The sequence below is a fragment of the Sphingomonas sp. SORGH_AS_0870 genome (assembly GCF_031453175.1).
Taxonomy (GTDB): Bacteria; Pseudomonadota; Alphaproteobacteria; order Sphingomonadales; family Sphingomonadaceae; genus Sphingomonas.
The window spans coordinates 492,891-512,247 of sequence record NZ_JAVIYW010000002.1 but is presented as its reverse complement, the minus strand read 5'-3'; the positions used below and the strand labels follow the sequence as shown (position 1 = coordinate 512,247).

Below are 19,357 nucleotides of genomic sequence, written 5' to 3'. Positions count from 1 at the left end.
GCACGAAATAGCCGATCATGAACAAGTTCATCGCCGCGACGGCTCCTGCCCTCATCGTCCTTGCCGTGTCCGCGGCGGCGCAGGTCCGGCACAACAGCCGCGCGCCGATCGATTTCGGCGCCGATGTCATCGAATTGCAGGACAAGCAGAATCGCGGCGTGCTGTCGGGCAATGTCTCGCTGCGCCAGGCGGAAATGACGCTGACCGCCGCGCGGATGACGATCACCTATACGGGGCAGGTGATCGGCGGGAAGCCGCAGGTGTCGCGCTTCGACGCGTCGGGCAATGTCGTGGTCAAGCGCCCCAACCAGACCGCGCGCGCCAATTACGGCATCTATGACCTGAACCGCCGGGTCATCACGATGCTGGGCAACGTCACCCTGACTCAGGACGGCAACACGGTGAATGGCGGGCGGCTGACCATCAATCTCGACACCGGGCGCGCGGTGATCGACGGATCGTCGGTGGCGGGCGGCGCATCGGGCGGCAATGGCGGCACCGTGTCGCGCGCGCCGTCGGGCCGGGTCACGGGCACCTTCTCGGTCCCCGATCGCAACTGACGCGTGACGCCGGGCGCCCGCCCGCGCTACCGTGGTTGCCAATGAAGGGAACAGACTGGCCGATGGATATGGAAACCCCGATTCGCGAGGCGCAGGAGCACAGGCCCCCTGTGGCCGAGCCGCCCGTGGCGAACGGCCTGCAGGTCGTGTCCATCGCCAAGAGCTATGACAAGCGCACCGTCCTGACCGACGTCTCGGTCTCGGTCGGGCGCGGCGAGGTGATCGGGTTGCTCGGCCCAAACGGCGCGGGCAAGACGACCTGTTTCTATTCGGTCATGGGGCTGGTGAAGCCCGATTCGGGCCGCATCATGCTGGACGGCGAGGATATCACCGGGCTGCCCATGTATCGCCGCGCGATCCTGGGCCTGGGCTATCTGCCGCAGGAAACCTCGATCTTTCGCGGACTGTCGATCGAGAAGAACATCCTGACCGTGCTCGAACTGGCCGAGCCCGATCCCGCCGAGCGCGCGCGCAAGCTCGACAAGCTGCTGGAGGAATTCGGGCTGACCCGCCTGCGCGCCGCGCCCGCCATGGCGCTGTCGGGCGGCGAGCGGCGCCGGGCCGAGATCGCGCGCGCGCTGGCCGCCGATCCGTCGATCATGCTGCTCGACGAACCGTTCGCGGGCATCGACCCCATCTCGATCGCCGACATCCGCGATCTGGTGAAGGACCTGAAGCGGCGCGACATCGGCGTGCTGATCACCGACCATAATGTCCGCGAGACGCTGGACATCGTCGACCGCGCCTACATCATCTATGATGGCCGCGTGCTGTTCACCGGATCGCCCGAAGAGCTGGTGGCCGATGCCAATGTCCGCCGCCTCTATCTGGGCGAGGGCTTCTCGCTCTGACCGCATGAGGACCGCGCCCCGCTCCGCCCCGTTCCGCTTCATCGCCTTTGCCGGGCGATGGGCACGGGGCGTCGGACCGGGGGCGTCCGCATGAGCCTGGCCCCGCGCCTCGACATCCGCCAGTCCCAGTCGCTGGTGATGACGCCGCAGCTGCAACAGGCGATCAAGCTGCTGGCGCTGTCCAACCTGGAGATCGAGGCGTTCATCGCCGAGGAGGTGGAGAAGAACCCCCTGCTCGACGCGACCGCGATCCGCGACGTGGCCACCCCCGAGCGTCCCGAGCGCGAGGCGCCCGCCGGTGCCGACGAGCTGGTCGCGGGCACCGCGCCCGCCGAGGATCGCGGGCTCGACCTGGATTACGCGACCGAGAGCCATCAGCAGGACAGCGTCGCCGATGGCGGCACCGGCCCCGATGGCGGGCTGTCGCTGAACGGCGCGGGCACGGGCGGGGGCCTGGGCGGCGAGGACGGACCCGACTGGGATTCGCTGGCCAATGATGCGCCGGGCCTCGCCGAGCATCTGGGGGCGCAGGTTGCGATGATCCTGTCGGGTGCCGACCTGACGATCGCGACCCATATCATCGACCTGCTGGACGAGGCGGGCTATCTGACCGCACCGCTGGCCGAGATCGCCGAGCGGCTGGGCGTCCCGCTGGCGCGTGTCGAATCGATCCTGTCGGTCGTGCAGGGGCTGGAGCCGACGGGGGTCGGCGCGCGCGACCTGGCCGAATGCCTGGCGCTCCAGGCGCGCGAGGCCGACCGCTACGATCCCTGCATGGCGCGGCTGATCGCCAATCTGGACCTGCTGGCGCGCGGCGACCTGGTCCGGCTCAAGCGGATTTGCGGGGTCGATGACGAGGACATGGCCGACATGATCCGCGAGCTGCGCGGCTATGATCCCAAGCCCGGCTGTCGCTATGGCGGCGAACCCGCACAGGCGGTGGTGCCCGACCTGTTCGTCACCCGGACCAAGGCCGGCTGGGGCATTGAGCTGAACACCGCCACCCTGCCCCGCGTGCTGGTCAATCGCCGTTATTATCAGGAACTGCGTCACGGACCGCAGGACAAGGGGTCCAAGGCCTGGCTGGCCGATTGCCTGGCCAGCGCCAACTGGCTGATGAAGGCGCTCGACCAGCGGCAGCGGACGATCATCCGCGTCGCGACCGAGATCGTGAAGCAGCAGGAGGCGTTCTTCCTGAACGGTGTCGCGCATCTGAAACCCCTGACGCTGGCGCGGGTGGCCGAGGCGATCGGGATGCACGAATCGACCGTCAGCCGGGTGACGAGCAACAAATATCTCAGCTGCGCGCGCGGGCTGTTCGAGCTGAAATATTTCTTCACCAGCGGGATCGCGACGGCGGATGGCGGCGATGCGGTGTCGGCGGAGGCGGTGAAGAGCGCGATCCGGACGCTGATCGCGGGTGAAGGCGCCAAGATCCTGTCCGACGACACGCTGGTCGAACTGCTCCAGGCCAAGGGCTTCGACATCGCCCGGCGCACCGTCGCCAAATATCGCGAATCGATGGGGATCGGCAGCTCGGTCCAGCGACGGCGCGCGCGCGCGCTCAACGGCTGACCACCCCGCCATCTTGTACGCGGACCAAGGTGTATTATATTGAAAATACACCAGGGCAGGAGTGCGCCGTCGATGGGCAAGAAGAAGCACAAAAAGAAGCAGAAAAAGGCGGCACGCGCCGAGCAGGCCGGGTCCGCCACAGCGTCGCCGCTGCACCGGGTCGGGCAGGTCCTGCTGGATCAGGCGCGCAGCCCGATGGGACGCCAGCTGATCGCCACCGGCCTGGTGGTCGCCGCCGCCGCGCTGGCGCGCGATACCCAACGCCCGAGCGCCGAGGAACCCTCCGGACCGCCGCCGCAGGACGGCCTGCCGCGCGATCCCGCTCCGTCGGTCCCCGGCGTTTCGGAAGCGGCGGCCTTTGCGGGCATGGCGCTGTCCGCGCTCGACCAGTTCATTCGCCGCAAGACGCCCGAGGACAAGGCATAGACGCGGTCGCGTCGCCCCCTCAGCTTCAGGCCGGGGTCGACCGCATGGGACGCCCGGCCCATCCCCGGTACATCATTGCGATGTGATACGCGCGCCGATCATGATCGCTTGTCGGCGCTGACGCCGCTGGTGGTCATCGAATCAGGTTGGACGGGGGGAGCGACCCGGGTCGCTCGACCCCCGGCACCGACGCGCGATGCCGGTCTTTCCGGCGGCTTCCACTCCTGCTTATCTTGTCATTGAAGCGCGGCGATGCGGCAACCTAGGCGCATGCCCGCCGAATGCATAGCAAAAAAAAGGCTGGTCCGAGGACCAGCCGTGAAAGTTTTTAGGAGAGGATGCCTGAAAGGCCCGCTCTCTTTGGCGGATCGACGCGATTAGCACAACTGCAAGCTAAACAATTTTTGTTGCATTTTTTGCAATCGTGGAACCGACGGGGCGTGGAAACAGCTGGGTAATTGCTTGCAAAACCACGCTGATGACGGGGCCGTCATCCAATTCTTGATCTGGATTTAAACCTGCTTCGCCAAGCATTGTCCGGGTTGCCGACCCTATCGTCGTGCATCTGCGCCCATCAGCCGCAGCAACGCCGTCCCAAATAGAGATATTGGCGCCCCACCAAGTCAAACGAATAGAGAAACGGATATATTTGACCCATTTCCGCTCCGGACGGTTGACGCGGCGAGATTGACGGTTAGGTCAAACCATAAATAAAAAAGGAGCGTATCATGGCCGACGACCCTATCGATGTGAATGCCGTAGAACTGGCGACCGAACTGACCATCGCGTGGCTGGGTAATCCCAACACCCGCACTTCGTCCGAAGAGGTCCCGGCCTTTCTGCACAAGATGCACGAAACCGTATCTTCGCTTCTGGGCAGCGCGCCGCAGGCCGCCGATGTCGAAGCACCGACCGAATATGTTCCGGCGGTTTCGGTCCGCAAGTCGCTTGCGTCGAAGGACCACATCGTCTCGATGATCGACGGCAAGCCCTACAAGACGCTGCGCCGTCATCTGGCGACCCATGGTCTGACCCCTGAGGAATATCGCGAGCGCTACGGCCTGAAGCCCGACTATCCGATGGTCGCCGAGAGCTATTCGGAAAGCCGTCGCGCGATGGCCAAGAAGATCGGCCTGGGCCGCAAGCCCGGTCCGCGCAACGCGGGCGCCGCGCCTGCCGCGCGCAAGCCGCGCAAGGCCGAGGCCGCCGACGCCGAATAAGCGACGGCGCGATCGACCGATCGCATGAAGGCCCGTCCGACCGTCCTGCTCGTCTCCCGGAGCAGGATGGTCAGGCGGGCCTTTTGCTTGGGTGGGGTTGTGATCCCTTCCCTCTCCCCTGGACAGGGGAGAGGGAAGAATACCCATTCCGGATTGTCGATCCCCCAAAGACGCCCGGACGGAACGAACCGCCCGCTTACTGCCCGAAGGCGCCCTTGCGGTAGAGCAGCGTGATCGCCACGCGGCGGTTGCGCGGGTCGGAGGGGTTGTTGGCGATCATCGGTTCGCGATCGGCGACGCCTTCGATCCGCTCGAACCGCGACTCCGGGAGCCCGCCCGATGCCAGCCGGCGGCGGGTCGCCTCGGCGCGGCTGGACGACAGCAGCCAGTTGTTCATCGCGCGTGGATCGCCGTAAGGCACGCCGTCGGTGTGGCCGCGGATCATGATCGTGTTGGGCACGTCGGCGACCGTCTTGGCGATGGTGCCGATCAGCTCGGACGCCTCCGGGGTCAGCGTCGTCGTCCCCATCGCGAACATCGAATAATTGGCATTGTCGACCAGGTCGATGCGCAGTCCGTCATCGGTCGGGATGAAACGCACCTGCTGCGCCAGTTTCTTGAGCTGGGGCGTGACCTCCATCTTCTTCAGAAGCTCGCGCTTGACCGCGTCGAAGGTCTGCTGGTCGCGCGCCATGCTGTCGGGATTGCGCAGCGAGCCCTTGTTGCCGGTGCCCGCCTTGTTGCCGCCCTGGCCGTTGATCTTCATGACCATGGTCTGGGTGATGGCCGCGCTGCTTTCCTTGTGCATCTGGCCCAGCCCCGCGCCGCCGTTGAGGACGCCGCCGCCGATGCCCACCGACTTGGTGTCGAGCAGGGTCGGCGCGAAATAGTCGGCGATGCCCTTGCGCTGCTTCTCGGTGGTGGCACCCAGCAGCCAGAGCAGCAGGAAGAACGCCATCATCGCCGTCACGAAGTCGGCATAGGCGACCTTCCACGCGCCGCCATGATGCCCGCCATGACCATCGGCGATGATCTTCTTGACGATGACGATCTTGGGCGGCTCGTTCTTGCCGTGCGGTGCGCGGGCCATGGCTTATTTGCCCCGCAGGCCGTCGAACACCTCGGCAAAGCCGGGCTGGTCCTTGTGCGCGATGCCGGAGCGTGCCGCCTCGATGACCAGCGGCTGCGGATGGCCGTGGAGCGAGGCGATGATGATTTGCTTGACCACGTGATAGATAGCCGCGTCGGCGTCGATCACCTGCTTCAGCCGCCCCGCGAACGGGTTCACGATGCCATAGGCCAGGAGCACGCCCATGAAGGTGCCGACCAGCGCCGAGCCGATCATGCCGCCCAGCACGCTCGGCGGCTTGTCGATCGAACCCATGGTCTTCACGATGCCGAGCACGGCAGCGACGATGCCGAGCGCGGGCAACGAGTCGGCCAGGCTCTGAAGCGTGCCCTGCGGCCCCTCTACCTCATGGTGGTGGGTCTTGATCGCATTGTCCATCACCTCCTCGACCGCATGCACGTCGAGCGTGCCGGACGAGACGACGACCAGCCGCAGCGTGTCGGCGATCAGGTTGACGAGGGTATGGTCGGCGACGAGGCGCGGATATTCGGCGAAGACCGACGAGGACTTGGGGTCCTCGACATGCGGTTCCAGCGCGATGGGGCCCTCGGTGCGCAGCATCTTCATCAGCTTCGAGACGAGGAAGATGACGTCGAGATAGTCCTGCTTCTTGTATTTCGGGCCCTTGAAGATCTTGCCCATCGCGCCGCCCAGCGCCTTCAGCTCCTTGCCGGAATTGCCGATGACGAGCGCGCCGACGGCTGCACCGCCGATGATGAGCATCTCGTGCGGGATCGCCTCGAACACGGGGCCCAGCTTGCCGCCGGTGATGGCGAAGCCGCCGAACACCATGCCGAGCAGGATGACGAGGCCGATGGCAGGAAACATGGTGAACCGATTCTCCCGAAGACCGGCGCTGTGCCTGTCAGACCACCCGCCTACGCCTCTTAGGTCAAAATAGGGTTACCGGGCGCGGGCCCGGACAGCATCACTTGAGGTAATCGAACAGCGACAGGTTCGACAGCTTGGTGAAGCTGGCCTGGGTCGCCTGCAACACGGTCATCGTCTGCTGCAACTGGGTGATGGTCGTGACGGCATCGGCGTCCTCGACGCTGGAGCGGAGCGCGGTGCGGTCGGTGGCGGCCTTTTGCTGCAACCCCTGCTGCAGTTCGACACGCGCCGCGCGCGCGCCGACCGAGGCCTGCACGCTCGCGATATTGTCGTTCGCGGCACTCAACTTGTTCATCGCGTCCTTGATGGACGCGCTGACGTCACCAGATCCTGACTGAAGTGCGGTAACCAGGTTGTTAAGCACGTTGAGCGTGTCGTCGCTGCCCGCCTTGAACACCCGGTCCGCGCCGACCGACACGTCGATCGACTGGCCGTCGGCGATCGGGATGTCGGAGACACTGGCCCCCGAATAGACATAGGTGCCGTTGACCTGCTTGACGGCATCGGTCCCCGCCGCCGCGCCGAACAGCGGCAGGCCGCGCGCATCCTTGGAATTGGCAAGCCCGACCAGCGCGTCGCGAATCGAGGCGATCTGGTCGCCCACGCTCGACCGGTTGGCGGCCGACAGCGTGCCGTTGGCGGCCTGGGTCGCCAGTTCCAGCGCCTTCTGCACCTGCTTGCCGATCTGGCCCAGCGTGGTGTCCGCCTGTTGCAGCAGCGATCCCGCCACCGTCAGATTGGTCTTGTAGACCGCGTCATTGGCGTCGCGCCGGTTGAATTCGGCGATCTGGGCCGATGCGGCGGCGTCGTCGGACGGGGTCTGCAGCTTCTTGCCGGTCGAAATCTCGACCTGCAGCGCATTCGCCTTGCCCGTCAGCTCCGACATCCGGCGCGACGCCGTTTCATAGAAGACGTTGGTGGAAATCTGCATGGCCGTTACCGGAGCTCGAGAATGGACTGGAAGGTGTCGCGCGCGGCCTGGATGACGCGGCTCGACGCGGAATAGGCCTGCTGGAACCGCATCAGCGTCACCGCCTCCGAATCCAGCGTCACGCCCGAAGCCGCCGACAGGGTCGCCTTGGCGCCGTCGCTGATCGCGGTCTGCGCCTCGGCGACGGTCTGGCGCTGCTTGAGCGTGGTGGCGTTGCCGGTGACGATCTGGGTCAGCCGGTTTTCGAAATTGCCGGTGCTCGTGTTGCTGCGCGCCTGTTCGAGCAGGGTCAGATTGTCGGCGTTGCGCGATCCCGCGCCATTGCTGGCCGCCGCGATGCCGGAGCCGCTGGTCAGCAACAGGCTCATATTGGCGGTGCCGTCGGTCAGGGCGAACATCTTCGCGCCCTGCTGACCGTTCACGTCCTGGCCGCCCGCCTGCAAGGTGTTGACGGTGTTGACGAAATCCTTCGCGACCTGGTTGAAGGCGCCGCGCGTGGCGTTGATCCGCTCCGCCCCGTCGAGCATCCCCGCCATCGACCCGCCGGTGGGGATGAAGTCGTGAAGCTCGCCCTGCACCGCCACCTTGAAGGCCACGCTGCCATCGGTTCCGCGCTGATAGGTCACCGAACCCGTCACATCGGGTGCGGCCAGCACCGGCCCGGCGCGATCGCCCAGCCGCACCGTCGCGCGCCCCAGATAGTCGGTGGTGCTGGTGATGTCGGCCAGCGCGCTCATCTTGGTCAGGATCTGGTCGCGCTGGTCGGTCAGCTGCGCCGCCGCCGCCGTTCCCGCCTGGGTCCGGCCCAGCCCGTCATTGACGCGCACCAGCGAGACGGCGAGCGAGGACAGGTCCTGCGCCGCCTGCCGCGCCTGGCCGTCGAAATCGGCCTGGACCTGGTCGAAGGCCGCATTGGTCGCGCTGAAGGCGCTGGCGGTCGACCGCGCCGCCTCCAGCATCGTCGCGCGCAACGCGTTCGAGCTCGGATCCGACGCCAGGGTGCGCGCGGCGGTGAAGAAGGAGGTAAGGCGGGTCTGAACCTGGTCGCCGGTCAGCGTGCTTTCGATCCGGCTCAGCCAAGTCGCCCCCGTCTGGGTCCGCGACAGGTCGGAGGTGGCCGAGCGCACCGCGGCGGTGGCATAGACGTCGGTCGAACGCGCGATGCCCAGCACCACCACGCCCGAGCCCGCCGACACCTTGTTCGCCGACAGCCCCGCCGCCGGCGAGACTTCCTGCGTCGTGACCGTCCGGCGCGAATAGCCGTCCGTCGCGACATTGGCGATATTCTCACCAACGGCGGTCAGCGCGGTTTGATATGCGCGGACGCCCGAAGCGCCGATAGAGAGCAGATCGCTCATGCGACTCGTGCTACATTATTTCTGGTTAACGGCAGGTTGAGATTTGGCGAGGAAGGCGGTGACCGCCTTGCCGATGCCCAGCGGCGCCTGGACCGCCATCGTCTGCGCGACCTGCTGATCCTGCATGTCGCGGAACGTGTCGAGCGCCTTCGATTCGAACATCGTGTCGCCCAGCTTGGTCTGGCGCATCGCCTTGAGCATCATGCCGGTGAAGATCGCCTCGAACTGGGTGCCCGCCTTGTCCAGATTGGCGCCGTTGGACAGCCGCCGGGTGTCGGTCGACACGCTTCCCGAAATCGCCGAAGCGGGGGCGGAAGTCGGCGAAATCGCCGAGCTGGGTGCGATGCTCTGGGTCACAGGACGATCAACTCCGCTTTCAGTGCGCCGGCTTCCTTCAGCGCTTCGAGGATGGCGACCAGGTCGGACGGGGCCGCGCCGATCGCGTTCACCGCCTTGACGATGTCGGCGAGCTTGGGACCGGGGGCGAGGACGAACATCGGGCGACGCTCTTCCTCGACCGAGACGCCCGATTTCTGGGTGATCGCGGTCTGGCCGCCGCTCAACGGGCCGGGCTGGCTGACGCGCTGCTGCTCGTCGATCTTCACGGTCAGCTTGCCGTGCGTCACCGCCGCCGGGCCGACCCGGACCGCCGAGTTGATGACGACGGTGCCGGTGCGCGCGTTGACGATCACCTTGGCGGGCGGCTCGGCGGAGGCGACGTCGAGATTCTCGATCTCGGACATCAGCGTGGCGCGGACATCGGCGCCCATCGGCGCGCGGACCGCGACCGACACGGCGTCCATCGCCTGCGCGATGCCCATGCCGAGGCGCGCATTGATCGCCTGCGCGACATTCTGCGCGGTGGTGAAGTCGGCGCGGGCCAGGTTGAAGGTCAGCATCGGCGCGGTGTCGAAGCCGGTCGCGACCGCACGCTCGACCGTCGCGCCCTCGGGGATGCGGCCGGTGGAGGGGACGTTGACGACGATCTTCGACCCGTCCGCGCCCTCGGCACCCAGGCCGCCGACCGCGAGATTGCCCTGCGCCATCGCATAGATCTGGCCATCGGCGCCCTGGAGCGGGGTGAGGATCAGCGCGCCGCCGCGCAGCGACTTGGCCTTGCCCATCGAGGACACGGTGATGTCCAGCTTCTGCCCCGGCTTGGCGAAGGGCGGCAGCTCGGCGGTGACCATCACCACCGCGGCGTTCTTCATCCCCGGATTGGCGCCCGGCGGCAGTTGCAGGCCGAACCGCGAAACCACCGCCTTCAGCGACTGGACGGTATATTCCAGATTGTCGTCGCCCGTGCCCGGCAGGCCGACGACGACGCCGTATCCGGTCAGCTGGTTGGTGCGGATGCCCTGGAAACCGCCCAGATCCTTGATCCGGTCGGCCGAGGCCGGGGCCGCGATCAGGAGCGTGGCGAGGAGCGTGAGGAGGAAGCGGATCATGTCTCTATGCCTCAGAACGGGCTGACGGCCTGGAAGAAACGGCTCAGCCAGCCCTGGCGGCTGGCGCGGGCGACATCGCCCTTGCCGGTATAGGCGATCTGCGCATCGGCGACGCGGGTCGATTCGACGCGGTTGTCGATGCCGATATCGGCCATGCGGACCAGCCCCTTGATCCGGATGAACTCGTCACCGCGGTTCAGCGTCACGCGCTTCTGCCCCTGGACCAGCATGGTGCCGTTGGGGAAGACCTGCGCCACGGTCACGCTGATCTCGCCCGACAGCGAGTTGGACTGGTCGGCCGCGCCCGAACCGTTGAAGTTGCGGCTGCCGCCCATGCCGATATCGGTCGACTTGAGCAGCGAGCCCAGCGGGCCGGTGGTCGGCGGGTTGATCCCCAGATCGCCCTTCGAGCCGAGCTTGGAGGTCGCCGACTTGGACGCCGCCGTGCGCTCGACGAGGACGATGGTGAGGGGATCGCCGACCCGGCGCGCGCGCCATCCCTCGTACAGCGCGGCATAGCCGTCGGCCGCCTGGAAGATCGAGCCGTTGGCGGGCTGGACCGGCTGGGCGGGCATGGGCGCGGGGCGGACGGTGGTGAAATCCTCGACCGGCTGCTTCTTGCCGAAGAGGCTGGCCTGCGCGGGCAACGGCGCGAGCGCGGCGACGACCATCGCGGCGGCCGCCGTCGACAGCGCCAGTTCGATCCAATAGTCGAAACGGGGAAGAGCCAGACGCATCACCGGCCTCACAGATTCTGGTTGGCGTATTGGAGCATCTCGTCGGTCGACTTGATCATCTTCGAGTTGACCTCATAGGCGCGCTGGGTCTCGATCATGTCGACCAGCTCCTCGACGACGTTGACGTTCGAGCCTTCGAGCATGCCCTGGCGGATCTGGCCGCGCCCCTCGAGCCCCGCGACGCCCATGCCGACCGCGCCCGAGGCGGCGGTCTCGGTCAGGTAATTGTCGCCCTTGGACTGGAGGCCCGCCGGGTTGGGGAAGGTCGCGACCTGGATCTGGCCGATCTCGGCGGGGGCGACCTGGCCCTGGATGGTGGCCGACACGGTGCCGTCGGAGCCGATGGTGATCTGGGTCGCGCCCTGCGGCACGGTGATGCCCGGCATCACCTGATAGCCCTCGGACGTGACCAGCAGCCCCTCGGCCGAGCGCGAGAAATTGCCCGCGCGGGTATAGCCCAGCGTCCCGCCCGGCATCTGCACCTGGAAGAAGCCCTCGCCGTCGAGCGCCATGTCCAGGCTGTTGTTGGTGGTCTGCATCGACCCTTGCGTGTTGATCCGCGCGGTGCCCTGGATGCGCACGCCGGTGCCCAGGTTCAGGCCGGTCGCATATTTGCTCTCGGTCGAGCTGGCCGCGCCCGGCGCGGTGATCGTCTGATAGGCCAGCGTCTCGAACGCGGCGCGATCGCGCTTGAACCCGGTCGTGTTGACGTTGGCCAGGTTGTTCGAGATGACCCGCATGCGCATGTCCTGGGCGTCGAGCCCGGTGCGCGCGATGTGCATGGCGGCGGAAGACATAAACCCTTAATCCTCAGCTCGGCAGCCGCATCAGCGATGCGCTGTTCTCGTCCATCGACTTGGCCTCTTTCATGAGGTTGGCCTGCACCTCGTAGCTGCGCTGGTTCTCGATCATGTCGACCAGCGTCTGGGTCATGTTGACGTTCGACCCTTCCAGCGCGCCCGACTGGACGGTGGCGTCCATGTCCTGCGGCAGCGCCCCGCCGCCCTTGACGCGCAGCAGATTGTCCAGCCCCTTGACCGTCTGGCTGCCGCGCGTGTCGGCCAGCTTCATCCGGTCGATCACCTGCGGCTGGGTGCCGGGCCCTGCGCCCAGCGGCACGATCGACAGCGTGCCGTCAGGCGAGACGCTCATCGAATTATAGGGGGGCACGGTAATCGGGCCGTTCTGGCCGATCACCGGAAAGCCGTCGCCGGTCTGCAGCACGCCCGAGGCCGTGACCTCCAGGTCGCCGCGACGGGTATAGGCTTCCGACCCGTCGGGGGCCTGCACCGCCAGCCACGCGCTGGAGGTCGCGACCGCGACGTCCAGCGGATTGCCGGTATGCTGGACGGTGCCGGGCTGGCGGTCGGCGTCGGTCACTTCCTCGGCGGTGGGCATCCGCGCCTCGAACGCCGCGCCGCCGCCCTTCAGGTCGATGCGGTCGAACACGACCCGGTCCGAACGGAAACCGATCGTCGAGGCATTGGCCATGTTGTTGGCGATCGCCGACTGCGCCGACATGTGCGCCCGCAGTCCCGTCGCCGCCGTATAGACCAGCTTGTCCATCGCTGCCCCCCGTTACCTGTCCCGTTACCCGGCCCGTTTCGCTTAGCTGCGGATGTTGAAGATGGTCTGCGAGATCTGGCTCGACGTATCGAGCGCCTTGGCGTTCGCCTGGAAGTCGCGCTGCGCGGCGATCAGGTTGACCAGCTCCTCGGTGATGTCGACGTTCGACCCCTCGATGGTGCTCGACCGGATCGCGCCGTACGCGCCCTGGTTGGCGGTGCCGAACTTGGCCGCGCCCGACTTGCCGGTCGCCTCCCAATAGCTGTTCCCCTCCTGGCGCAGGCCCGGCATGTTGACGAAGGTCGCCACCGCGACCTTGCCCAGCGCGGCGGTCTCGCCGTTGGAGAAGGAGGCGGTCACCAGGCCGTCGTCGCCGACCGACACGCCCGACAACAGGCCCACCGACTTGCCGTCCTGGGTGCGCGAGGCGACCGAGAAGATCGAACCCGACTGCGACGAGCCGGTATAGTCGATCGACAGCGGCTGCGACGTGGTCGAGGTGCGCGGGGTGAAATTGTCGAACTTGGTCGCCCCGGTCGGCGACTTCAGGTTGCCGCCCGAATCGAAGGTCATCTTGATCGGGTCCTTCGACCCGCCATTGGTCGTCATCTGCTGATCGCCGACGAAGCTGTAGACCAGCCAGCTGCTGCTGCCGTCCGAGGGCTGGATCGCATTGCCATTGGCATCGACCGGCAACGGCGCGCGGACATAATAGTTGGTCAGCGTCATGGCGTTGCCCGCCGTGTCGTAGATCTTGGTCTGGGTCGTGTTGTTGTACGTGCCCATATTGGTGCGGTCGAACGCGGCGGTCGGCGCGACGGCGGTGCTCGACAGGTTGATGGCCATCGTCACCTTCTTGGTGGCGACCGGCGTGCCGCTGGTCGTGGGCAGCTGAAGGCTGGTCAGGCCGTCATTGCCGAACGCGGTGACGTTGCCGTCCTTGTCGACCGGGAACACCTGGACGCGGTTGCCCTGCGTGTCGGTCACATAGTTCTTGGTGTCGACCTGGAACGAGCCGTTGCGCGTGTACTGGAGCGTACCCGCGGTGCCGCCCGCCTGCACCGTGAAGAAGCCGTCGCCCGAAATGGCGAGGTCCAGCGCGTTGGAGGTGCTGGTGTAATTGCCCTCCTTGAACTCCTGCCGGTTGGCCTTGACCACGGTGCCCGAGCCGACCTGCTTGAACGGGTCGGTGGCGAAATTGGCGGCCATCACGTCGGCGAATTCGGCGCGGCTCTTCTTGAAGCCGTTGGTGCCGACATTGGCGAGGTTGTGCGAGATGACCGACATGTCGGTCTGCGAAGCCTGAAGGCCGCTGAGCGAGGTGTAGAAGGACATGGGCTATCTTCCTGGTACGTGAAGGGGGATCAGCCGACGGCGCGGACGGCGGAGAGCTGGACCTGGCCCAGACCGGCGACGGTCAGGACCGGCGAGCCGGTGGAGGGCAGCGAGACGGACTGGACGGGCGCCCAGACCAGCGAGCGGCTGGTGACGGCGGTGCTGCCGTTGTTGGCGGACACCGAGATGGTGAAGGGGCCCGATCCGGCGCTCTTGCCGTCGGCGGTCTTGCCGTCCCAGTCATAGCTGGCCGCGCCCGCCTTCTGCGCGCCGAGCGACAGCGTCTTGAGGACCCCGCCACTGGCATCGGCGATGGTCACCGTCACGTTGGACGCCGCGGCATCCAGTTCGACCTGACCCGCCAGCCCGCCGCTGGTGCGGCCATAGGCGGTCGTGCCCTGGGTCAGCACGGTCTTGCCGACATAGTTCATCGCGGCCGCGGGCGTGGTCCCGGTCAGCTTGTTCGCGAGCGAGGTCAGCGTGGTGTTCATCTCGGAGATGCCCGCCACGCTGGAGAATTGCGCCATCTGGGCGACCATCTGGGTATTGTCCATCGGCGAGAACGGGTCCTGGTTCTTCAGCTGCGCGGTCAGCAGCTTCAGGAAATCGGCCTGGCCCAGCGTGGTGGACTTCTTCGCCGTCGTGGTGGTCGAGGACGAGCCGGTCGACCCGGTTCGCGCGATGCCCAGACTGTCGAGCGTCGACTCGAGCGCGGTGGATGTCATGATCAGCGTCCCAGCTTGAGGGTATCGAGGATCAGCGACTTGGCCGTCTGCATGACCTCGACATTGTTCTGGTAGGTGCGCGAGGTCTCCATCATGTCGACCAGCTCGCGGGTCTCGTCGACGGCGGCCTCGTAGATATTGCCGTCCTTGTCGGCCAAGGGGTTGTTCGGATCGTGCCGCTTGGCGGGGTCCTCCCCGGCGGTCACGATCTTCTCGACGTCGACGGTGGACAGGCCGGTCGCGGCGTCGAAGCTGGTGCGGAAGACCGGCTTCATCGTCTTGTACGCGGTCTCGGCCGACCCGGCGACACCGCCCGCATTGGCGAGGTTCGACGCGGTGGTGTTCATCCGCACCAGCTGCGCCGACATGGCGCGGCCCGCGACCTGGAAGATGGAGAGAGGCGTGTCGGCCATCGCTTATTCGCCCTTCAGCGCGCGGGTGATGGTGGAGATGCGGCCGTTCAGGAACGACAGCGTCGTCTGATACTGGACGGCGTTTTCGGCGAAGGCGGTCTGTTCCTGGTTGAGTTCGACCGTGTTGCCGTCGAGCGAGGTCTGGAGCGGAACGCGATACTTCGTCGCGCCGGCGATCCCCTTGCCCTGGCCCTGGTCGGAGCCGCCCTCGATCGCGGCGAGCGCCGCCTTGAAATCGATGTCGCGCGCCTTGAATCCGGGGGTGGAGGCGTTGGCGATGTTCGAGGCCAGCACACCCATGCGCTGCGCCCGGACTTCCAGCGCCGCGCCGTGAATTCCGAAAAGCGTTTCTGCGGCCATCGTTCAACCTCCTTTCCCACGCGGATCATCGCGATAACCGGGGATACGCAATCACCGTGCCAACCTGTCGAAAGGCGCGGAAAGGCGCGGGGTCGGGCTGGCCCGGCCGCCTTGCCCGCCCGCCCTCCGGCAAGGCGTTGCCGCCTTTTGCCGGTCGGCGGCAACGAAGCGGCAGCATGGTCCTGCCGCCCCACCCGCGCCGCGCGCGCCGCCCCGACGCGCTCCCCCCAGCGGGTGCGACTTTGGCGAATCCGCACAGGCATTTGGCCCGGTCTTTGCGTGGCGGCGCGCATGATAGCCCTTCCACCGCTCCACCAGTTCTTCGACTCCGCGGCGCTCGCCATCGTGCTGGGCGGGACGCTGATCGCGACGCTGTTGCGCACGCCATGGCGTGACGGGCGGCGCGCGCTCCGGGCGCTGGCCGTGCTGGCGCGGAAGCCCTTCGCCGCCGAGCCGCTGATCGAACAGATCGCGCATCTGTCGCGCGTCGCGCGGCGGCACGGGGTGCTGACGCTCGATCGTTCGGTCGTCACCGACCCCGATCTGGCCGAGGCGATCGCCGCGATCGTCGATGGCGAGGGGCCGGAGGCCGTGACCGCGCGGCTCGACCTGGCGCGGCAGGGCCGGATCGAGCGCCATGTCGCGGTCGCCGATATCTGGACCGGCGCGGCCGAGGTGGCGCCCGCCATGGGCATGGTCGGCACGCTGATCGGACTGGCGGCGATGTTCGCGACGATGAACGATCCGCAGCGGATCGGCGGCGCGATGGCGATCGCGCTGCTCGCCACCCTCTATGGCGCGCTGTTCGCCAATCTGGTCGCCCAGCCGATCGCGATGCGGCTGCGCCGCGCCGCGCGGATCGAGGCGTTCGAGCGGACCCGCATCGTCGCCCCGCTTGCCGCCCTGGCCGCGCGCGAGGCCCCGCGCCCCTCGCGCGGATCGACGGCGTCGTCCAAGTCGGGCCCGTCCTCTCCGCCCAGCCTGATGAGCGTGGCATGACCGATCCGGTGTTTCCCGATCCCGTGCCCTCGCGGCCGATCTGGCTGATCACGCTGGCCGACCTCGCCCTGTTGCTGGTCGGCTTCCTCGTTCTCGTCCAGGCGACGGGGGCGGAGCGGCGGCCCGCGCTGCTCAACGGACTGCGCGCGCAGTTCGGCGCCAACACCGATCCCGCATCGCAGGCGCTCCGCCTGCCCCCCGCCCCGCCGCCCGCCATGCCGGTCGCGACCGCCTCGCTGAGCTTCGCCCCCGGTTCGGCCGAGCCGGTCGATCCCGACCCGCTGCTGGGCCCCTGGGCGCGCGAGGCGCTGGCCGATCCGCGCATCCGCCTGTCGATCACCGGGGCGACCGACGGCAGCGCCGTCGATGTCGATCCCGTCACCCATAGCGCGGTCGTGCTGGCCGCCGATCGCGCCCGCGCCGCCGCCGCGCTGATCGGCCCCGCCGCCGCCGACCGCCTGATCCTTTCCACCGCCGCCAAGCCGGGCCCGCGCATCGCGATGGTCACGCTCGTCTTTGCCGGCGATCCGCCACGGAGACCCTGATGATCCTGTCGCTGCTTCTGGCCGGTGCCGCCGGCTTTCAGGATATTGCCGCGCTCGACGCCGCCGTCACCGCCTTTACCGGCCGCCCCGTCGGGGTGGAGGGGGGCGCCCGGTCGCCGGTCGATGCCAGGCTGAAGCTCAGCCAATGCCCCACCGTCGCGCTATCATGGCGCACCGAGATGCACGACGCGGTGGTCGTCACCTGTTCCAGCCCGCAATGGCGCATCTTCGTGCCGGTGCTGGCCGTGCCGAAGCCCGCCGCCGAGCCGCGCCCGATTCCCGTCGCCGCCGCCCGAGTGGAGCCGGTCATCCGGCGCGGCGATCCGGTGGTGATCGAGGCGGGATCGAACGGCTTTTCGATCACCCGCGAAGGCGTGGCGATGGCCGATGCCGCGCCCGGCGCGCATTTCCTGGTCCGCATCGATTCGTCCCGCCAACCGGTCCAGGCGGTCGCGCTGGCCAGCGGTCGCGCCACCCTGCCCGGCTGGGCCGAATAGCGGAATGCCCATCGGCCGGAAAATCGGGGGCGAGAGCGTAAATTCTCGCTAAAGATTCCCCGGATTCGGCCGTTACCCTCCATGTCAGCGGAACCAGAAGGTGCGGACATGGTGGATGTAACAAGGCTGAGTGCCGGGGAAGCGAGGATCGGGCGGATCGCCGCCGTGACGCGTCCCAACGCGCTCGCGGCGAGCACCCAGACCGCTCCGAACCCGGCCAAGGCGGCCAGCGAGACCAGCGGCGTCGGCAATCTGGCGCGCGACCTGGCGGCCCAGCCGCCGGTCGACATGGATCGTGTCGCCCAGATCAAGAAGGCCATCGCCAATGGCGATTTCCCGATCCTGCCGGCGACCATCGCCGACCAGATGATCGCCCTGAAGCTCGACTGGAACGGTAAATGACGCGCCGTGACGCCCTGATCCAGGTCATCGAGGCCCTGCACCGCGAAATCGCGGCGCTGAAGTCGAACGACGTGGTCGCCCTCGAACGCGCCACCTCGGAAAAGCTGGCCGCGATCGAACAGGTCGCCGCGCTGGGCACCGGCCCCGCCGGGCCCGAGCTGCGCGAGCTGGCCGACGAGGCCAACCGCCTGAACGAGACCTGCCGCATCTATGTGAACCTGATGGCGGCCAATGTCCGTCGCAAGCTCCAGACCCTGACCGGGGATGCCGGCATGGGCTATCGCCCCGCGATGCGCGCCTACGCCTGATTGCCGCTTGCCGGGCGGCAAGCCGTTGCCGCTTTGCCGCCACGCCCCCTGCCGACCCTGATGGCCGGCCCTGCCGGCCCCCAGCACGAAAGCCCGCTTTGCCGGGCTTTTTTCGTCTCCCGCGCCGGATTCGCACCGATCCCCGGCACAGCCACGGGGAATTGGCACGCCCTTTGCTGAGTAGAGCCCGAACAAGGGCTTTTACCGAACAGCATGACCGTCCAACCCGTCTCTCAAACCAGGATCCAATCGGCCATCGCGCTGGCGTCCAGCCGCACGGGTGTCGATTTCGGCTATCTGCTGGGGCAGGCCAAGCTCGAGTCCGGGCTGAACGCGAATGCCCGTGCGGGGACCTCCTCGGCCTCGGGCCTGTACCAGTTCGTCGAGCAGAGCTGGCTCGCGGTGGTCAAGAAGCATGGCGCCGAGCATGGCCTGGGCTGGGCGGCGGATTCGATCGGCCAGTCGGGCGGACGCTATCATGTGTCGGGCGAGGCGCGCGCCGCCGTCATGGGGCTGCGCAACGATCCCACCGCCGCCTCGCTGATGGCGGCCGAACATGCCTCGGACAACAAGAGCGCGCTGGAGGCGACGCTGGGTCGCGAGGCGGGCGGTACCGACCTGTATATGGCGCATTTCCTGGGCCTGGGCGGCGCGACCAAGTTCCTGAGCACCATGGCGTCGAGCCCGCAGGCGACCGGCGCCGCGCTGTTCCCCGCCGCCGCGCGCGCCAACCGCTCGGTCTTCTATGCCGCGAACGGCCAGCCGCGCACGCTCTCCGACATCTATAACCGCTTCGCCGACAAGCTGGCGGGCAGCAGCGCCGACAGCGACGCGACCCGCGCCGCCAACCTGCAATTCGCCGCACAGTCGCTCGCGCTGAAGGGCATGGGCGAGGATGCGACGGTCGTCACCGGCAACAACGAAAGCGCCGCCGACGCCATGGCCTGGGCCAACAGCACGATGAACCGGCTGGGCCTGCGCAACGGATCGGCCAGCATCACCGACAGCGACAGCGTGCTGCGCCCCAAGCCCGACCATGCGCGGCTGGCGTACATGATGCTCGCGAGCATGGGGGGTTAAA

24 protein-coding genes are annotated in these 19,357 nt (G+C 67.5%); 11 read left to right on the top strand and 13 right to left on the bottom strand.

Features of this window, described 5'->3' with window-relative positions; all coding sequences use genetic code 11:
* The first annotated feature begins 17 nt into the window (after positions 1-17).
* From QE363_RS02830 to QE363_RS02810, 5 genes are all read left to right on the top strand, one after another.
* The gene (locus tag QE363_RS02830) at positions 18-560 is read left to right on the top strand and encodes an LptA/OstA family protein (RefSeq protein WP_307102172.1); all 543 of its coding nucleotides are present in this window, start codon (positions 18-20) and stop codon (positions 558-560) included.
* Between the two features lie 62 nt (positions 561-622).
* A complete protein-coding gene (gene lptB, locus QE363_RS02825; protein WP_307102170.1) occupies positions 623-1,411 on the top strand; it encodes an LPS export ABC transporter ATP-binding protein in 789 nt (262 codons plus the stop codon).
* 90 nt (positions 1,412-1,501) lie between these two features.
* A complete protein-coding gene (gene rpoN, locus QE363_RS02820) occupies positions 1,502-2,986 on the top strand; it encodes an RNA polymerase factor sigma-54 (protein WP_309691600.1) in 1,485 nt (494 codons plus the stop codon).
* Positions 2,987-3,058: 72 nt separating this feature from the next.
* A complete protein-coding gene (locus QE363_RS02815) occupies positions 3,059-3,412 on the top strand; it encodes a hypothetical protein (RefSeq protein WP_309691598.1) in 354 nt (117 codons plus the stop codon).
* Positions 3,413-4,140: 728 nt separating this feature from the next.
* Complete coding sequence (locus QE363_RS02810; RefSeq protein WP_307102164.1) at positions 4,141-4,632, top strand: MucR family transcriptional regulator; 492 nt, start codon at positions 4,141-4,143, stop codon at positions 4,630-4,632.
* 196 nt (positions 4,633-4,828) lie between these two features.
* Here QE363_RS02810 and QE363_RS02805 read toward each other — a convergent pair whose 3' ends face one another.
* The 13 genes from QE363_RS02805 to flgB all read right to left on the bottom strand — a co-directional run bounded on the left by QE363_RS02805 (position 4,829) and on the right by flgB (position 15,525).
* On the bottom strand, positions 4,829-5,722 hold the full coding sequence (locus QE363_RS02805; RefSeq protein ID WP_309691597.1) for a flagellar motor protein MotB: 894 nt from the start codon (positions 5,720-5,722) through the stop codon (positions 4,829-4,831).
* Positions 5,723-5,725: 3 nt separating this feature from the next.
* Positions 5,726-6,589 carry a flagellar motor stator protein MotA gene (motA, locus tag QE363_RS02800; RefSeq protein ID WP_219018840.1) on the bottom strand — a complete coding sequence of 288 codons (864 nt, stop codon included), beginning with the start codon at positions 6,587-6,589 and terminating at the stop codon, positions 5,726-5,728.
* 100 nt (positions 6,590-6,689) lie between these two features.
* Positions 6,690-7,583 (bottom strand): flagellar hook-associated protein FlgL, encoded by an 894-nt coding sequence (flgL, locus tag QE363_RS02795; protein ID WP_307102157.1) that lies wholly within the window; start codon positions 7,581-7,583, stop codon positions 6,690-6,692.
* A 5-nt stretch (positions 7,584-7,588) separates the two neighbouring features.
* Complete coding sequence (gene flgK / locus QE363_RS02790; protein WP_309691592.1) at positions 7,589-8,941, bottom strand: flagellar hook-associated protein FlgK; 1,353 nt, start codon at positions 8,939-8,941, stop codon at positions 7,589-7,591.
* A 15-nt stretch (positions 8,942-8,956) separates the two neighbouring features.
* Entirely contained in the window at positions 8,957-9,226 is a 270-nt protein-coding gene (locus QE363_RS02785; RefSeq protein WP_309691590.1) for a rod-binding protein, read from the bottom strand.
* 68 nt (positions 9,227-9,294) lie between these two features.
* Positions 9,295-10,389, bottom strand: coding sequence for a flagellar basal body P-ring protein FlgI (locus tag QE363_RS02780; RefSeq protein ID WP_307102152.1), 1,095 nt, complete (start codon positions 10,387-10,389; stop codon positions 9,295-9,297).
* Between the two features lie 11 nt (positions 10,390-10,400).
* A complete protein-coding gene (locus QE363_RS02775) occupies positions 10,401-11,060 on the bottom strand; it encodes a flagellar basal body L-ring protein FlgH (protein ID WP_309698063.1) in 660 nt (219 codons plus the stop codon).
* Between the two features lie 74 nt (positions 11,061-11,134).
* Positions 11,135-11,923, bottom strand: a complete 789-nt coding sequence (flgG, locus tag QE363_RS02770; protein WP_309691588.1) for a flagellar basal-body rod protein FlgG — start codon at positions 11,921-11,923, stop codon at positions 11,135-11,137.
* A 13-nt stretch (positions 11,924-11,936) separates the two neighbouring features.
* Positions 11,937-12,692 (bottom strand): flagellar basal body rod protein FlgF, encoded by a 756-nt coding sequence (locus QE363_RS02765; protein WP_309691587.1) that lies wholly within the window; start codon positions 12,690-12,692, stop codon positions 11,937-11,939.
* Between the two features lie 42 nt (positions 12,693-12,734).
* Positions 12,735-14,027, bottom strand: a complete 1,293-nt coding sequence (locus QE363_RS02760) for a flagellar hook protein FlgE (RefSeq protein WP_307102149.1) — start codon at positions 14,025-14,027, stop codon at positions 12,735-12,737.
* Between the two features lie 29 nt (positions 14,028-14,056).
* Positions 14,057-14,752: a flagellar hook assembly protein FlgD gene (locus QE363_RS02755; protein WP_309691585.1), complete on the bottom strand. Its 696-nt coding sequence runs from the start codon at positions 14,750-14,752 to the stop codon at positions 14,057-14,059.
* A gap of 2 nt (positions 14,753-14,754) precedes the next feature.
* The gene (flgC, locus tag QE363_RS02750) at positions 14,755-15,165 is read right to left on the bottom strand and encodes a flagellar basal body rod protein FlgC (protein ID WP_307102145.1); all 411 of its coding nucleotides are present in this window, start codon (positions 15,163-15,165) and stop codon (positions 14,755-14,757) included.
* 3 nt (positions 15,166-15,168) lie between these two features.
* A complete protein-coding gene (gene flgB / locus QE363_RS02745) occupies positions 15,169-15,525 on the bottom strand; it encodes a flagellar basal body rod protein FlgB (RefSeq protein ID WP_307102142.1) in 357 nt (118 codons plus the stop codon).
* A gap of 291 nt (positions 15,526-15,816) precedes the next feature.
* Between flgB and QE363_RS02740 the strand changes: the two genes are divergently transcribed.
* The 6 genes from QE363_RS02740 to QE363_RS02715 all read left to right on the top strand — a co-directional run bounded on the left by QE363_RS02740 (position 15,817) and on the right by QE363_RS02715 (position 19,356).
* Positions 15,817-16,524, top strand: a complete 708-nt coding sequence (locus tag QE363_RS02740; protein WP_309691582.1) for a MotA/TolQ/ExbB proton channel family protein — start codon at positions 15,817-15,819, stop codon at positions 16,522-16,524.
* Positions 16,521-17,069 carry a flagellar motor protein MotB gene (locus tag QE363_RS02735; protein WP_309691580.1) on the top strand — a complete coding sequence of 183 codons (549 nt, stop codon included), beginning with the start codon at positions 16,521-16,523 and terminating at the stop codon, positions 17,067-17,069. Before QE363_RS02740 ends, QE363_RS02735 begins: the two co-directional genes overlap by 4 nt.
* On the top strand, positions 17,069-17,566 hold the full coding sequence (locus tag QE363_RS02730) for a flagella basal body P-ring formation protein FlgA (RefSeq protein WP_307102135.1): 498 nt from the start codon (positions 17,069-17,071) through the stop codon (positions 17,564-17,566). Before QE363_RS02735 ends, QE363_RS02730 begins: the two co-directional genes overlap by 1 nt.
* A 108-nt stretch (positions 17,567-17,674) precedes the next feature.
* A complete protein-coding gene (gene flgM / locus QE363_RS02725; RefSeq protein WP_307102133.1) occupies positions 17,675-17,968 on the top strand; it encodes a flagellar biosynthesis anti-sigma factor FlgM in 294 nt (97 codons plus the stop codon).
* On the top strand, positions 17,965-18,276 hold the full coding sequence (locus QE363_RS02720; RefSeq protein ID WP_307102131.1) for a flagellar protein FlgN: 312 nt from the start codon (positions 17,965-17,967) through the stop codon (positions 18,274-18,276). The genes flgM and QE363_RS02720 overlap by 4 nt, the downstream gene beginning before the upstream one ends.
* Positions 18,277-18,489: 213 nt before the next feature.
* Complete coding sequence (locus tag QE363_RS02715; RefSeq protein ID WP_309691577.1) at positions 18,490-19,356, top strand: lytic transglycosylase domain-containing protein; 867 nt, start codon at positions 18,490-18,492, stop codon at positions 19,354-19,356.
* Position 19,357 lies beyond the last annotated feature (1 nt).